This window comes from Symplocastrum torsivum (assembly GCF_059505465.1).
Window position 1 is genome coordinate 39,141 of the sequence record NZ_JCACKQ010000046.1, and the last position, 14,896, is coordinate 54,036.

The 14,896-nt window shown below is 45.0% G+C and carries 17 protein-coding genes; 12 read left to right on the forward strand and 5 right to left on the reverse strand.

Features of this window, described 5'->3' with window-relative positions; all coding sequences use genetic code 11:
* From AC5JL3_RS15830 to AC5JL3_RS15840, 3 genes are read left to right on the forward strand one after another with little or no spacing between them, the layout of a single operon-like run.
* A complete protein-coding gene (locus AC5JL3_RS15830; protein ID WP_496075388.1) occupies positions 1-750 on the forward strand; it encodes a hypothetical protein in 750 nt (249 codons plus the stop codon).
* Positions 750-2,114, forward strand: coding sequence for a replicative DNA helicase (dnaB, locus tag AC5JL3_RS15835; protein ID WP_496075389.1), 1,365 nt, complete (start codon positions 750-752; stop codon positions 2,112-2,114). The genes AC5JL3_RS15830 and dnaB overlap by 1 nt, the downstream gene beginning before the upstream one ends.
* Positions 2,107-2,715, forward strand: a complete 609-nt coding sequence (locus tag AC5JL3_RS15840) for a hypothetical protein (protein ID WP_496075390.1) — start codon at positions 2,107-2,109, stop codon at positions 2,713-2,715. Before dnaB ends, AC5JL3_RS15840 begins: the two co-directional genes overlap by 8 nt.
* Positions 2,716-3,020: 305 nt before the next feature.
* On the opposite strand, the gene AC5JL3_RS15845 is transcribed toward AC5JL3_RS15840, so the two are convergent.
* The 3 genes from AC5JL3_RS15845 to AC5JL3_RS15855 are packed head-to-tail and all read right to left on the reverse strand — an operon-like array spanning position 3,021 to position 4,882.
* Positions 3,021-3,212 (reverse strand): hypothetical protein, encoded by a 192-nt coding sequence (locus AC5JL3_RS15845; protein ID WP_496075391.1) that lies wholly within the window; start codon positions 3,210-3,212, stop codon positions 3,021-3,023.
* The gene (locus AC5JL3_RS15850; protein WP_496075392.1) at positions 3,209-4,123 is read right to left on the reverse strand and encodes a ParB/RepB/Spo0J family partition protein; all 915 of its coding nucleotides are present in this window, start codon (positions 4,121-4,123) and stop codon (positions 3,209-3,211) included. The genes AC5JL3_RS15845 and AC5JL3_RS15850 overlap by 4 nt, the downstream gene beginning before the upstream one ends.
* A 6-nt stretch (positions 4,124-4,129) precedes the next feature.
* Positions 4,130-4,882 carry a ParA family protein gene (locus tag AC5JL3_RS15855; RefSeq protein WP_496075393.1) on the reverse strand — a complete coding sequence of 251 codons (753 nt, stop codon included), beginning with the start codon at positions 4,880-4,882 and terminating at the stop codon, positions 4,130-4,132.
* 501 nt (positions 4,883-5,383) lie between these two features.
* On the opposite strand from AC5JL3_RS15855, the gene AC5JL3_RS15860 reads away from it, so the two are divergent.
* Positions 5,384-6,016: a tyrosine-type recombinase/integrase gene (locus AC5JL3_RS15860; RefSeq protein WP_496075394.1), complete on the forward strand. Its 633-nt coding sequence runs from the start codon at positions 5,384-5,386 to the stop codon at positions 6,014-6,016.
* 39 nt (positions 6,017-6,055) lie between these two features.
* Here the strand turns inward: AC5JL3_RS15860 and AC5JL3_RS15865 are convergent, their stop codons facing one another.
* Together AC5JL3_RS15865 and AC5JL3_RS15870 are read right to left on the reverse strand one after the other, a co-directional pair.
* Positions 6,056-6,505 (reverse strand): potassium channel family protein, encoded by a 450-nt coding sequence (locus AC5JL3_RS15865; protein WP_496075395.1) that lies wholly within the window; start codon positions 6,503-6,505, stop codon positions 6,056-6,058.
* Positions 6,506-6,538: 33 nt separating this feature from the next.
* On the reverse strand, positions 6,539-7,459 hold the full coding sequence (locus AC5JL3_RS15870) for a DUF2382 domain-containing protein (RefSeq protein WP_496075396.1): 921 nt from the start codon (positions 7,457-7,459) through the stop codon (positions 6,539-6,541).
* 403 nt (positions 7,460-7,862) lie between these two features.
* Between AC5JL3_RS15870 and AC5JL3_RS15875 the strand changes: the two genes are divergently transcribed.
* From AC5JL3_RS15875 to AC5JL3_RS15910, 8 genes are all read left to right on the forward strand, one after another.
* Entirely contained in the window at positions 7,863-8,432 is a 570-nt protein-coding gene (locus AC5JL3_RS15875; RefSeq protein ID WP_496075397.1) for a DUF3611 family protein, read from the forward strand.
* Positions 8,433-8,495: 63 nt separating this feature from the next.
* On the forward strand, positions 8,496-9,602 hold the full coding sequence (locus tag AC5JL3_RS15880; protein ID WP_496075398.1) for an S-layer homology domain-containing protein: 1,107 nt from the start codon (positions 8,496-8,498) through the stop codon (positions 9,600-9,602).
* Positions 9,603-9,918: 316 nt separating this feature from the next.
* Positions 9,919-11,196, forward strand: coding sequence for a DUF389 domain-containing protein (locus tag AC5JL3_RS15885; RefSeq protein WP_496075399.1), 1,278 nt, complete (start codon positions 9,919-9,921; stop codon positions 11,194-11,196).
* A gap of 111 nt (positions 11,197-11,307) precedes the next feature.
* Positions 11,308-12,327 (forward strand): TIGR00341 family protein, encoded by a 1,020-nt coding sequence (locus AC5JL3_RS15890; protein WP_496075400.1) that lies wholly within the window; start codon positions 11,308-11,310, stop codon positions 12,325-12,327.
* A gap of 385 nt (positions 12,328-12,712) precedes the next feature.
* Positions 12,713-13,105: a hypothetical protein gene (locus AC5JL3_RS15895; protein ID WP_496075401.1), complete on the forward strand. Its 393-nt coding sequence runs from the start codon at positions 12,713-12,715 to the stop codon at positions 13,103-13,105.
* Position 13,106: 1 nt separating this feature from the next.
* Positions 13,107-13,364 carry a DUF5985 family protein gene (locus AC5JL3_RS15900; RefSeq protein ID WP_496075402.1) on the forward strand — a complete coding sequence of 86 codons (258 nt, stop codon included), beginning with the start codon at positions 13,107-13,109 and terminating at the stop codon, positions 13,362-13,364.
* A gap of 38 nt (positions 13,365-13,402) precedes the next feature.
* On the forward strand, positions 13,403-13,660 hold the full coding sequence (locus AC5JL3_RS15905; protein ID WP_496075403.1) for a DUF5985 family protein: 258 nt from the start codon (positions 13,403-13,405) through the stop codon (positions 13,658-13,660).
* Between the two features lie 105 nt (positions 13,661-13,765).
* Complete coding sequence (locus AC5JL3_RS15910; protein WP_496075404.1) at positions 13,766-14,749, forward strand: TIGR00341 family protein; 984 nt, start codon at positions 13,766-13,768, stop codon at positions 14,747-14,749.
* Positions 14,750-14,896 lie beyond the last annotated feature (147 nt).

The window sequence follows — 14,896 nt, forward strand, 5'->3', positions numbered from 1 at the left end:
ATGATACAGCCAACATTTGTCCAAATCCCTTTGGAGTTAATCAGGTATGTGCGATTACGCAAACTTAGCGGTAATCAGTACGACCTGTGGCTCTATTTGTGGGAACTCGATCCATTTGGTGATCGCTGGGTTGATATTCCCCCACCTGCTGAAGTTGCCAGAATTCTGAACGTAAACGAGCGAACTATCCGGCGCTCCGCCCAAAGATTGGAAGATTTAGAGCTATTTGACTTTCAGATCGAGAAGTGGAAGTGCCGGAATACAACGGCTTCGGTCAAATTAAAGTCAAGCCCAACGGACAAAAATGTCCGAATGCGGACAAAAAGATCCAAACGCGGACAAAATGATCCAAATGTCAGCAACGGGATCGAAATGTCCAAAAATAGACAAAATGATCCAAATGTCACTCCAGAACCCCCACAGGATAAGGGTTATGGCTCCTTTCAGACTTATACAGACTTTATACAGACTCTCTCAGATGACAAAAGAGAGAAATTTTTAGACTTTGGATTGAAGAAGGCAGCCGAGCTACCCAAACCGCCAACGCTCGCTAAAAAGTGGATCGAGCGAAATTGGCAAGAGCTGAGGGGAGAGTTTTTTACCGCATCGTCTCAAACACTAAGCCAAGTTGACCCTGCCCAATCAGAACGAGAGCAGCAAGAACAGATAAACGCAGCCCGAAAAGAACTAGCTGAACTGCAAAAACGACAGCAGAGTTGGACACAGCCGGGTCAGGGGGCAAGAGGGTGATGAATTTTTCCTTTGCCAACAACCTTCCACCTCAAAACGTTGATGCTGAGGAATCGATTCTCGGAGGCATTCTGCTAGACCCGGAAGCCATTGGTAGGGTGGCTGAGCTTCTTCGTGCGGAAGCTTTTTACATCAATAGCCACAAAGAAATCTACAAAGCTACCTTAGTTCTCCATAACCAGGGTAAGCCGACGGATTTGATGAGCGTTACCACCTGGCTTTCTGACCATGAATTATTGGAGAAAGTTGGCGGTCAGAGCAAGTTAGCCCAATTAGTTGAGCGCACCGTATCAGCGGTCAATGTTGATCGCTACGCAGCGCTGGTGATGGATAAGTACCTCCGCCGTCAGATGATTCAGGCAGGAAACGAGATTGTTCAGTTGGGTCACGAGACATCAATAGAGTTAGAAACTGTCCTAGACCAAGCCGAACAAAAAGTTTTCAGCATCAGCACCCAAAAGGCATCAGAACGCTACCAACTGGAAGACACCTCAGAAATGGGTATCTCTTTGTTCGCCAACATCGAGACTGGGAAAAGGGCAGGTGAGTTAGTGGGCTGGTACGACCTTGAAGCGTTAACTGGCGGTGTTCACCGCAAGACACTGAGTGTAATTGGGGGTGCGACCTCAATGGGAAAAACCCAAGTCATGCTGGGGCTTGGACACGCCATTATGACTGAACTCAACCAGCCAGTTTTGTTCTTCTCCTGCGAGATGGATAAAGACTCAATTAACCAGCGACTCCTCGCTCGTCTTTCAGGCATTCACAACAGCCGCCTGTTTAAAGGACCACTGCCTGGAGGCGTCAAAGAGGACGAGTGGGAGTTGCTAGCGCAAGCAATACGTATATTTAGCAATTTGCCCTGGATGGTCTATGACGAGCCTAACCCGTCGATTTCCACCATTCGCTCCGTTGTCAAGCAGGCGATTTTAAGGCAAGGGCAACTGGGGGCAGTATTTCTCGACTACGTGCAGATGCTTAGTTTAGGTTCAGCGGAAAAGAACCGCAATTTGGAACTGGGGCAGATCACGCGAGAACTAAGAGCGATCGCTAAAGATTTTGACGTGCCTTTCTATCTTGGCTCTCAGATTAATCGGGAGGTCGAAAAGCGCAATAACAAGCGCCCGACGAAGGCTGACTTAAGGGATTCTGGGGAGATTGCAGAGGTAGCAGATGCGGTAATCATGCTCTACCGCGACGCTTACTATAGCAAAAATTCCCACGACAACACGATTGAGTTGATTGTTGACAAAAACCGGATTTACGGAAAAGTTGGCACGGCAAAGATGTTAGTCAGCCTGGAAATATCCAAATTTATGCCCATTGCTGGTCTTGGAGCATGGGAGGAAAATAGCGATGCTTAGTCATTCTAGGGTGCAAACACCAGCTAGACAAGATGCTACAAATTCTAGGGGATTTAAGGAGGGCGAGGGTGTCAGAGTCAAAGCTGATGCAAAACTTCCTAAAAAACTCTCATACGCCTGTTGCTGCACTGGAGTAGTCGCCCGTATTGGAAAGCTAGTCTTGGTCAAGCTCAACGGAACCCAAAATTTTGAAACTCCTTGCATATTGGCAAAACCCGAATGGTTGGAGAACTTGCCTGTGCAGACTTCTATAGCGGAATCGGTACAGGTTTCCCCTCAAAGGCTTGTGCTTAAGACTCAGGGTGATTGCCAACAGCCAGTAGAAAAGCCCAGGGGACGTAGAAAATGCAGTCCTAATAAAAAGCCAGCCAGCGGTTCTCTTGTTAGGTGCGTATCGGTCAAAAAAGGCAAGGAGTACAGCACTTGGCAGTACAACTATGATGTCCGCGACCCTGACTCTAAAAGGCGTTGGAAGACAATAAAGGAAGGAGTACCTAAGTATAAAGTCCCTGCGATCACAGATGCTATCAAAGCAGAGCTATCCATTCCAGAGATTCTTGCTCTATTAGGTAAAAAGCCAAGGGGACAAATCAGCTCCTAGCCGCGAGATTCTAGGGGAATTATTCGGAGAGGTGCGATCCCGCTCACCATTCAAATTCTAGGGAAAATAGCATTTTATATTTCCCCTAGAAAGTTCCACCACTTTTATCGTTGCCTGTGAGGTGAGTTCCCACACAAGACTTTGAGCGAACCTGCCCCATGCGCGAAAGCAACCGATAAGTGCCGACTAGCCGCTGTGCTTCACTGAGTTGATCGGCATCCTGGAGTTAGATGACCGTCTCAATTGGTTCAAATTGAATTAGCTCTTTATACTTAATTGGCATAACAATAACAAGAGATTAAAAATTAATGTGAAATTACCAGGAGCGAGTCAGTCGGATAACAGCGGTATTCTGGATGATCGGGTTCTGCATAGATGAGATAACTGCTTTCAACACTGCCACTAGCATTCCGATTAGATGTTGACGTGAATTCGTCTGGTGTTTGAGTTGTTAAATCGCGATCCTGAAGGGGTGACGAGTAAGCTGAGAGAATCATTTCTCCTCTAACAGGGCTTCCATTTGCTTGAGCAGTTTTTCGAGTGCTTGTTGTTTTTCAGGATTGTCCCAAAACTTCGCTTTTTGCAAACGATTAGATGTTTCCTTGAAGAGGTTTTTGAGGGACTGGGGTTTTTCTTGAGGTTTCCTTTGCGCTCGAATTCGTTCGAGGATTTCTTTAAGTGAAAGATTCTCTTCTATTGCCTCGTTCAGTAACGCTTGCCTAGCTTGGGCATCCTTAAGACGAGCGATTGCTTGCGCCTTAGTGTATTCAATCCGACCTTGGCGCAAGGCATCGATTACCTCATCCGCTAGGTTGAGTAAGGGAAGCCGACTGCTCACGAATGATTCCCAACTCATCAGTCCCAGAGAGTTAAACATTATCTTCACCAGCTCTCCTTCCTGGCTACCCAAAACGTTTTGGGTAACTTTGCCTTTAACCTCATTTTGCATTCGGTAAAGCAAGGTGCGAGCCTCTTCAACACTACTCGATAGTTGAGTAGCTAGCAGTTGCAAGATAGCTTCTGTTTCCTCAACGGGATTTAAGTCTTCGCGCTGGAGGTTTTCAATCAATGATAGCTGGAGAGCCTCTTCATCGGTTAGTTCCCTGACAACAACAGGGATCTCCGACAAACCCGCCTTTTGGGCAGCTCGGTAACGACGCTCCCCCGCGACTAACTCATACTCTCCAAGATGTAGAATTCGCACCAACAGAGGCTCTAGGATACCGAGTTTCTTAACTGAAATAGTCAATTGCTCTAACTTTTCTGGATCGAAGTAGCGTCTGGGTTGCTGTTGAGGTAGGCGGATCGAGCTAATTGCCACAAACTGTGCAGCGGCGGCTGGAGGTTCTCCTAAAAGAGCGGCTACACCTCTCAACTTACTTGTATAGGGCTGATCTTTTTTGGTCACGTCTCTTTAGAGTTTCTCTAAACCTATAGCAATGTGTTTCAGGATAGCAACGGCTGGATGCTTTGGGCTGGACTTGGCTAAGGGCAATCGCTTTTCGGAAGCATCAGCAAAAGCAATCGAGCGAGGAATCGGCTCGTAAACCTTAGCCAGTGGCGAAAGCTGTTCAGAAATAGCTTTTAAAGTCCGGCTTTCTTGAGCTGTGCGACCGTCGTACATCGTGGGAATAAATCCTGCGATCATTAAATTTCGATTGGCTTTAGAGCGAAGTCCTACCACCGTATTCAATAGCAAATCTGTTCCCTGAAAGGCTTTAAATTGCGTTTGGATCGGGACGAGTACGTGAGTGGAGGCAACTAGGCTGATCACGCTCAAAATTCCCAAGCTGGGAGGACAGTCAATTAAGATAAAGTCGTATTTATCTTCGACGGGAGCTAAAGCTTCCTTAAGGCGCATCTCCCGCATCAGGGCGCTAACCAATTCAAGTTCAGCCGCACTCAAGTTGATGTTTGAAGGAGCAATGTCCAGTTTGTGAATTTTGCCATGAATGTGCAAGGGTTCTTCCCCGACGATGGCTTCGTAGACGGTCGTCGTCAACTCGACCGGGTCAAGCCCCATGAAGGTGGTAAGCGTTGCTTGGGGGTCCATATCCACCAAGAGAACCCGATGCTTTCGTAGGGCTAAGTGGTAGCCCAGGTTCATGGTTAGCGTACTCTTAGCTACGCCTCCCGATTGATTAAATAGTGAAATTACCTTGGTCAAGGTCTGACATCCTGCGACTCTGGAGCTGAATATACCTCACTACGGTTCATCTCGAATAGGGCAATGGGAAAGCGTTTGCTCTCGTTGTCAAGCAGGAGCAAATGCTCTTTCCTAATTCTGGGTCAAGCTTACCCCATGCTTATCAGGCAACAGAATAATTTAAAGCATAATGCTCAAGCAGGAATAATAACAGATCAAGAAAATAAGCTTTTGAAGCGACTAGAGTTGGCTATGGAGGAGTATTTCAAGTTCCTCAAGGAAATAAGAAAGCTCAATGAAGAAAACTCTTCATGGATAGAGTAGTGACGATAATCTTGAGTTGAAGACATTAACGCAGGATTACCTGACTAATCCTGCTTCACTTGGAGCTTGATCGATCCTCACGCACTACCTTGCATCTGTAAACTGGAATTTGCTGGAGAATCCTAAAAAGGCTGACAAATCCACTACATCAACTATCCATCTGCGCTCCAACAAGCGAGGTGGGTAGGATGGTTCCTTATGAAAATTAACCGACACGGACAGTCGAAAATCCTCACACCAGAGGAGATTGATCTACTTTTTTCTCAAGGACTACAAACCGAGCGTGATCGCGTCCTGTTTAGCGTTTGCTTATTTTCCGCCTGCCGCGTTGCCGAAGCTTGCTCTCTCGTCACCAGCGATGTCTACAGCCTGAAGGGAGAAGTGCATCCCGTACTCATCCTGCGTAAAGCCAATACCAAAGGGAAGTTAGCCACTCGCAACATTCCCATGCTCGAAGACTTGCGGGTAACACTCAGTAACTACTACCCTCACGCGGGCAAATATTACTTGTTTCCCGGTCGCTACAATCGAGGCTATCTCCACCCGGACACCGCTGCTCGTTTCCTCAAAGAAGCCTGCAACAGAGTCGGTCTACAGGGTGTCAGTACCCACAGCTTTCGCCGCACCGCACTGACTCAAATGAGTAATGCTGGCATCCCGTTGCGGGTGATTCAAAAAATCTCAGGACATCGCAATTTGGAACAACTGCAAAAATATCTAGAGGTTCCCTCTGAACAAGTCAAAGGTGCGATCGCCTCTTTATCCATGCTATCCCCGATCGGGAAAGATTTATTTCCCGATCCAGAGGCATCTACGCCCATAAAAAGCTAGCTCACCACGCCAATTTTGGTAAAACTTATCAAAAGGTTTTCAGACTTCCGGGTTCTGACGGGAAAGTGCCTGAATATCAGCCCGCAATGCTGCGATTTCTTCATAGAGTGCGGTAATGGATTTGGCACCTGCTACCTCTGCCTCTTTGTTGTCGGCATCGCGACCGATAAAGAATGTAGCGAGTGTTGCCGTTACATAGCCAAATACAGCAAAGGCATACAAGGCTAAAAATAGGCAAATCACCCTACTCTCTGAAGTCTGTGGCCAATATTCCGAACCCATTGTTGTCATCAGCATCGCCGTCCACCACAGTGCAGTACCATAGTCCTTCAGTCCGCGCCCATCAGGGGTGGTGCTTTCAAATGCATACATCCCTGCCGCTCCTACCAGCGTCACCACTAGTGTTAGCGCCATGAGGTAGCCGAAGCCACGACGAGCCATACTAGCTCTGAGCGATCGCGTCCCAGCTTTGCCAGTAGATAGTTTCAAATTCAAATGTTGTAAGCCTAAACTCAATTGGTATCAGACCTTTTTATCCACAACGGATTGACCTTTGGTATCCACATCTAGCTCTTCTCGACGAAGCTGTTCAGAAGCGTTAACCGTATCTCGCTCTACTTCTTTCCTGACATTAACTTCCTCACGCACAAAAGCTTTCTTTTGAATATCAGCAGTCTCTTCGTAGACTTCCATACGTGCAACTTCGCCTTCGTGGAAGGCATTGGCACTAGGAGAAACTACAGTTCCAGCATCTTCTGGAGTAGTGCGCTCAACGATAACTCGCTCCTTTTCAAGGGGTACCGAAACCCGTGCCGTCTCTGTTTCAACGTGTTTGCCAACTGTTACATCTCCTGTCTTAACGCGGTTTTTATTGGTAATGAGCCGTTCTTCGTACAGTTTGAGAGTTTGATGATCCTGCTGATTCATCTCGTAGAGAGAAGAATCTTGCTGGTAGGTGTAGGTATCACGGTTGTAACTAGCATTGCGAGGTTGATTAGAGGTAGCGCCAGGAGCTGCATAGGCAGGCGTAGGATCTAAAGGTGCTGATGCCCCTATAGGTGCCGATGTCTGCACAGATGTCTCTGTAGACGGAGTCCGATAAACTCCCCGCACCCGCTCTTCATAATCGTAATCAACCTTCAAGCTGTCGTTGAACTCAGGTAAATTTTCCGCTTGCTCTTTGGTAAACCCTAGGGCATAGATATGCCGTGCATTATGGTCAATACTGGAACGACCTACTGGTAGCAGGACTTGCTTACCAAAAATCCAGAAGCCTGTGTCAACGACGAGATACCGGAAATGACCTGACTCATCAACTAAGATATTTTTGACGCTACCAATCTTTTCATCAGTTCTGTCTGCATAAACATCATAGCCTTTGATTTCATCACCAAAAGTGTCTCGGTAATTTGGATCAAAGTCTTCGAGCTTGTAAAGAACCATGTTTCTATTCTCCAATTATCTATCTATCAACAAAATTATCCTTACTATCATGAAAAAACAAGTGTTTAGCAAATATCTATATTTATTGTTTATAAGCATTCTAAACTCGCTGAATTTTACTGTTTAGAAAGGCTATGACTTTCTAAATAAACTCCTTCTAAACTCTGATTTATACCTTGATTAATATTAAATTATCTTTAATATATTAAGTATAAGTTTCAACGGGACAGATTCTATAGACAAAGCAAAACCGTTAGAGTCGCTATATAAATTAAGGGTTTTGCTAAAAGAACTTGAACAGCAAGCAACTAATGAGCTAGGTAAGGTTTTGCATAAATGAAGTATTTCTTCAAGCAACTTACGCTCTATATTACCGTATTAATCATGCTAAAGGGGGATGAATATGTCAAATCAATTAGGCTCCTACTTACCACCACCAACTAAACAACGATTTGCTGATACTTTTCGCACAGTCAGCCGATTTAGTTTCTGGATACAGTTAGTGCTAGGTGCTATTTCTGTCATTACTTTATTGTTAGCTATCTTTAGCCGTAACCTCAGCGCTCAAACAAATAATGCAGGGATTGGGTTGGGTATCTTTTTAGCTAGTGTTGGAATTTTGTTGCTGTGCTTCAGAGTATATTGGGCTTTCCGATACAGGCGTTTAGCCAAACGATTACAGTCATCTAATCGCGAAGTGCATCCCAGGAAGGAGGAGATAATTCAAATCTTGCAAATTGGACTAATTGTTAGTTTAGTGGGGGTGTTATTAGCTTTCTTGGCTTCTGAATTAAGCGTTGTAGTGGTACTGGCAAAAGCTCTAGCCGAACCTCAAGGAATAGCAGTCTATAACCGTCAAAATGTCATTCGTTCACTGGATATTTTTGTTGTTTTAGCCAATATCAATATGATTGGTGCTCACTTTGTAGGATGCGTTACTTCTCTTGGTCTACTTGAGTGGGTAGATCAGTAGGAGAGAAGAAAAATATATAAAGTTTTTGTTAAAAAAAGAGCAAGAAATTAGGAGTTATTTATCATGTCAAACTTCCCTCGTCTGTCATCAGAAACTATAGCCTTCCTAACTCTAGGATTAGCAATAGGTGCAGTTGCACCTTTAGTAAATTTGGCTTCAGGTGCAGTAGTAGCGGCTCCAACTTCAAACGCTAGCTTTCCTGACATTCAAGACCACTGGGCGCGTCCATTTATTGAACCCCTCGCTGAAAAAGACATTCTTGCTGGATATCTTGATGGAACATACAGACCTAATCAGCCAGTAAAACGCGATGAATTTGCCGCAGTAATCCGCCAAGCTTTTAATCAGGAACCCGTTCGGAAAATAGCAGGTGGAAGTGTATATAAAGATGTTCCTTCTGGCTATTGGGCAGCTTCAGCAATCGAGGAAGCTTACCAGACAGGATTTATGACGGGCTATCCTGGGGGTTTCTTTCGTCCAAATCAAGAGATTTCCAGGGTTGAGGCATTAGTTGCTTTAGAGAAGAACTTGGATTCGTCTTCGACAAATCCGACACCATCCGCCACTCAAACGACGAATCAAGCAGCTACAAATCAAGCAACTACAAATCAAGCAACTACTCAAGCAACCACTCAGCCAGTAAGCACAGGTCGAGCAACCAAGAAGCGTTTGTTTATCCCTCTGGCAATGACTAGTTTGATGCAGCCACTGGTAACTGCGCCAGCGAATAGTCAGAGTACGCCTGCTAACAGTTCGCCCTCATCAAGTGACAACGGTGTATCTCCTAGTGAGTCGCCCTCATCGGTAGCGAGTGACAAAGGGGTATCTCCTAGTAATTTGCCCTCATCAGTAGCAACTAAGCAAGGTTTGTCTTCGACACGCCCTGCATCATTTACTGTTAGCAACTATTATGCAGATGCCCAGAAGATTCCTTATTATGCGGTTGATGATGTAGCAGCAGCCACAAAAGCAAATATCGTAGTCAACTATCCCAATCAGAAGATTCTCAATCCTAATCAGCCTGCTACCCGTGGTGATATTGCTGCTTTTATTTATCAAGCGTTGGTTGCTCAGGGAAGAATAGAACAGCTTCCTAGTAGCGTAGAAGCAGCTAATTATATTGTTGGTCGCCCTACTAACAGCAACCAAAACACTCAAACGGCTCAATAGCTCTCGCTTTGCCCGTCACGCGAGGCAGGGGAGAGGGGGTGCATCCCATTTTTGCAGAAATAATTTATTGTGGGGTGGGCATCCTGCCCGCTTTTTAGCTTTGACAAGTTTTCCGGCCTGTCCCACAAGAAAATGTATTTGCACAATTGGGATGCTCCCGTGGAGAGGTGGAACCTCAATCAGGCTTCCCGGACAGCAACTTAGGACTTACGCATCAACCGTAGGGATAGGGGCAACCACAGGGGATTGCCCCTACTCCAACACCATAATATTGCGGCTGTGCGTAAGTCTTGAACTATAAAACAGAGGGAGAGCAATGCGCCAACTACTTGTACAGGTTCCACGGGGATACGGTCAACAGGTTCTAGACATCGCCAACGCTTGTAAGGGCGCGAACCTTGCCCAGTTTGACGCGACTGGGAATGACCAACTACTAGACGTGGTAATCGTTCACGTCTCGAATGGGAAGGTTGAGGAACTGCTAGAAAAGTTAGAACCACTACCCAACTTGCACATCACGCTGTTGCCTCGTGGAGTAATTGCCTTGCAGCCTCCGGCATCAGAGGCACCCCAGCAGGTGAAAAATGTGGAGGCACGCAGCCCGATCGAGATATTTCTCTCAGGTTTGCAAAGCGTTGGCTCATGGAAAGGCTTTCTGGGGTATGCAGCGGCAGCGGGTGTGGTAGTGTGGATTGGCTTGTTCACGAATACTAGCTATCTTCTCGTTGCGGCAATGCTGATTGCACCGTTTGCAGGTCCAGCGATGAATGCTGCGATCGCTACAGCACGCGGTGATGGACAACTGCTCAAGCAGAGCCTATTACGCTACTTTTCAGCCCTGGCAGTGACAATCACTGTAGCTGGAGCGCTCAGCCTGATTCTGCAACAGGAAGTTGTGACATCCTCAATGAACGCAACAAGTACTGTCTCAGCCGTGGCGGTGCTGCTTCCACTCATTGCGGGTGCGGCAGGTGCTCTCAATCTTGTCCAATCGGAACGAAGTAGCCTCGTGTCAGGGGCAGCCGTTGGGATGCTGGTTGCGGCTTCACTGGCACCGCCTGCTGGAGTGGTGGGCATGGCAGGCGCGATGGGTCGCTGGGATATGGCTTTGAACGGTGTCTTTGTACTCTTGCTGCAACTGGTCGGGATTAATTTATCGGCTTCCCTGATGTTCCGCACCTATGGGCTGACTGCTCAGGGAACCCGCTATAAACGTGGCAAGCGATGGGTGTTTCCGGTTGTCCTTGCCGCTACGGTACTGCTGCTCTTGAGCTTGCTGACTTGGCAGTTTTCTACCTCCCCTGAGCTTCAGCGCAGCAGCCGTGAGCAGCGTGCCACTGCTCAGATTCAGAAGGTGGTAAATGATAGTGGTTTAGCCAATCTGGTGGAAGCGAATGTTCATTTCCCTCCTGCGAATATCAAAGGGCAGAATACATTGCTAGGTACCGTTTATGTTCAGCGTCAAGCGGGTGTCAGCCAGTCCTCTGAGGAGATTCGCTCCCGCCTCACAAGCACTATTCAGACGCAGTTACTTGAGCAGGGGTTTAACGTTACACCGTTAATTGATGTCAGTGTTCTCGAAGCGCCGCAATAAGCTATTCCACACTTAATTTATATGCAGTTAGTAGGCGAGAGTTTTGCTACTATAAATTGTTTCTTTATTTAGGGCGAAAGTTTGTATAGGCAAGAAAGCACCTAATTATTTATGAACTTACGTCTGATTGAAGTATTCCTTCCTGAGGAGGATGCCCAGAAAGTACCAGAATTACTCCGAGACTATTCTTTAGTAGGGATTTGGCAGACCAACTTATCCAACCATCAAAATCTCGTTAAAATACTGCTGTATGGGGCAGAAGCCGAAACTGCAATAGATCAGTTAGCAAATCACTTTTCTCAAGTTGATGGATTTCGTATTATTCTGCTTTCTGTAGAAGCATCTATCCCTCGACCTTTACTATATCCAGAAATAAGAGCTGAACTAAAAGAACAAGAGTTAGATACTCAACTATCCCGTATCAACCGTCAAGAACTTTATGAAGATGTTTCTGCAACGGTAATTCTGTCATGGACTCATAATTTGATGGTTCTGCTCTCCACAGTTATTGCTGCCATTGGTCTATTGCGGGATGACGGAACTATCATTATCGGTTCTATGGTCATAGCGCCTTTACTGGGTCCGAACATGGCGTTATCGCTTGCTACTACTCTTGGAGATACAACTCTTGCCCGTCGGGCAGTAAAAATTGGTGCTGTTGGTATCTCTATTGCTTTTTCTTTTTCTGTCTTAATTGGATATTTTTTCACTGTCAGCCCAGAGATTCCTGAAATTGCCTCCAGGACAAGGGTGAGTGGCTCAGACCTTATCCTGGCGTTCGCCTCAGGTATGGCAGGCGCACTATCACTTACATCCGGAGTAACAAGCGCGATTGTGGGAGTTATGGTAGCAGTAGCCTTACTCCCGCCTTTGGTGACATTCGGACTGTTGATTGGCTCAGGTCATTGGCAAGTAGCTGTAGGGTCAATGTTGTTATTACTAACCAACTTGATCTGCCTGAATTTAGCAGGATTGATTACATTTTCAGTACAGAAGATTCGCCCAAGAAAATGGTGGGAAGCCGATTTTGCTCAGAAGGTAAGACATGCTGCCTTTTGGATATGGTTTGTACTGCTATCAGCACTGATGTTTGGGATTGGGCTGTGGTGGAGGAATTACAGATTTAGCTGATAGTCTTTGACACACTTAACTCATGCAAGAATTCAACGTGAGAGTGCTGATTGAGCGGAGCGTTCAAGGGAACAACGACAGCAGCAAGTGAGCCAGCTAAAAACTCACTAAAACTTGAGAGCAGCCTAATAAGCGATCGCGTCAGCGCATTAGCTCTGCCTGTGGTACATAATCATGTCATAATGCAAGAACTTTTAACCTAAGCTTTTTGAAGGATGCTATATCGAAAAGGTTTGTATTCCACTAGAAGGGATGATGATTTGTTTTGCTAAACCTTCTGTAAATGTTATCAGAAGGATTTCACCAAATTAATAGTTAGGCAATCAAAAACCATTCCTTAGCTAGTCTTAACTGTTGGATTGGAGCTGATCTATCCACAAGATGCATGAAAAATTTTTCTGAAGAAATTCAACAATTTATTCGTCAAAATATTAAATCTGTAGACTATTTAAAAATTCTGCTTTTCCTTAATGAAAACAGAAACCAGAAATGGACAATTTACAATCTAGGTAAAAAACTTTATCTGCACCATACAATTGTGAAAGATACTCTAGGGTTTTTCAATAAACGTGGATTCTTAGAAGTCGAACGTCAAGAGAAAGAGCATTTTTACAGCTACAATCCGAGAAATGAAGATTTACTGAGCATGGTCGATCAATTAGCTCAACTTGATCGACACTATCCAGTTAGTCTGATTAATTTTATCTATTCTCTATCTAGGAATCCGATTCAATCATTTGCAGATGCTTTTAAGCTGAAAAGTGAGGAGGAAGAATAATATGGCATGGATTGTTTATATTCTGTGTGCAGTCATTGCTTTTACTTGTTGCGTTCTACTTCTACGAGGCTATCGGAAAAGCAAAGCTCGGCTGTTGTTGTGGAGCGGACTATGTTTTGCCATGTTTACATTAGACAATATGATTCTTTTTATTGACAAAGTGGTTATTCCTTCAGTGGCTCTATCACCTTGGCGAACTTCAGTACCCTTAGTTGGTATAATTTTTCTTTTATATGGATTAGTGTGGGAGGCAAAGTAAGCATATCCTACAGAAAGGAACTACTGAAATAGGAAAGTATGACGAGCTTCTTGATGGGAACAGTTGCTATGGGGTGTGCAATAGCGGGATTGTTTTTCCTGCGTTTCTGGAAAGAGACAAAAGACCGTTTATTTCTCAGCTTTACGTTAGCCTTCTTTATGTTGACAATCAATAGAACTTTGCTTGGTTTTACTTCCTATGCGAATGAAACAACTCCTGAACTATACTTATTGCGTTTATCGGCTTTTCTCATCATCTTGTTTGGCATTTTAGATAAAAACTTGCATAAGGGGTAATCACTAGAATTTGGGAAGTATTTTGAATAGAAGAGGTAGTCAAATGAGAGTAATCTAGTGCAGTGCAAAAATAACTGGACTAGTTACTAGCCCGTAGAGATTGTTATGCCCAAACCAAAAGCCTCTCAAGAAGAACTGAAAAATCTGTATGAGTCTTTGAAAATAGAGGCTGAACTCAGTCAGAACTATGTAGTTCTGATTGTTAGTTCTTGTCTGATTGCCAGTTTCGGACTGATCAGCAACAGTGCAGCAGTGATTATTGGGGCAATGATTATTGCTCCCTTGATGTTACCGTTGCGAGCGCTAGCATTTAGCGCTTTGGAGGAAGACTTGGATTTGTTGCGCCAAAGCCTAATTTCTATAGGAGTTGGCAGTGCGATATCTATTCTCTTGGCTGGAGTGCTGGGGAATCTAGTTGGGATTTCAGAGTTTGGTTCGGAAGTTCTCTCGCGCACTCAACCGAATTTGGTGGACTTGGGAATTGCTGTCACAGCTGGGGGTATTAGCGGTTATGCCAAAGTTCGACCAAAGATTAATGATGCAGTGGCGGGGACAGCGATCGCTGTGGCTTTAATGCCACCGATTTGTGTAGTCGGTTTATCCCTATCTCAGGGAATCTGGCAATTGAGCTGGGGAGCGTTTTTACTTTACCTGACTAACCTCTTAGGCATTACCCTTGCTTGTATGATCGTATTCATTACTTATGGATATGCCAAGATAAGCCATGCCTTAGGTTGGATTTTAGGTTTAACTGCCATCTTGCTTTTGCCCTTGGGAGTAAGTTTTTTTCAGTTGGTGAAACAATCCCAGCTACAAGCCACGCTGAGGAGAAATTTGGTCAAGCGCACTGTCACTATTGGACAACAGGTACAGCTAGTTAAAACCAAAGTAAATTGGACGAAAAATCCCCCCGAAGTTTACTTAAGTGTTGAGGCAAATAAACCAATCACCCCTAAACAGGTGCGATTGGTAGAAGAATTTATTGAAAAAGAAATGAAACAGCATTTTGTTATCGTCATTCGTGCCAGTCGCGTTCAGGAAGTGCGATCATCTGACTCACTTGAACCAGAAACACCAACCCAAAAATGATGACAATGATATTGTCCCTAATGGCTTAGTTATAGCAACGGAAAAATTTTGGTCGTTAAGGCTGAAAAGCTTACAAATTAAGGCTTTTTTGGGTGTCCTGATTTCCAATTCTACGTTCGCTAGTATGAGTTCAACTGTCCCAATTTG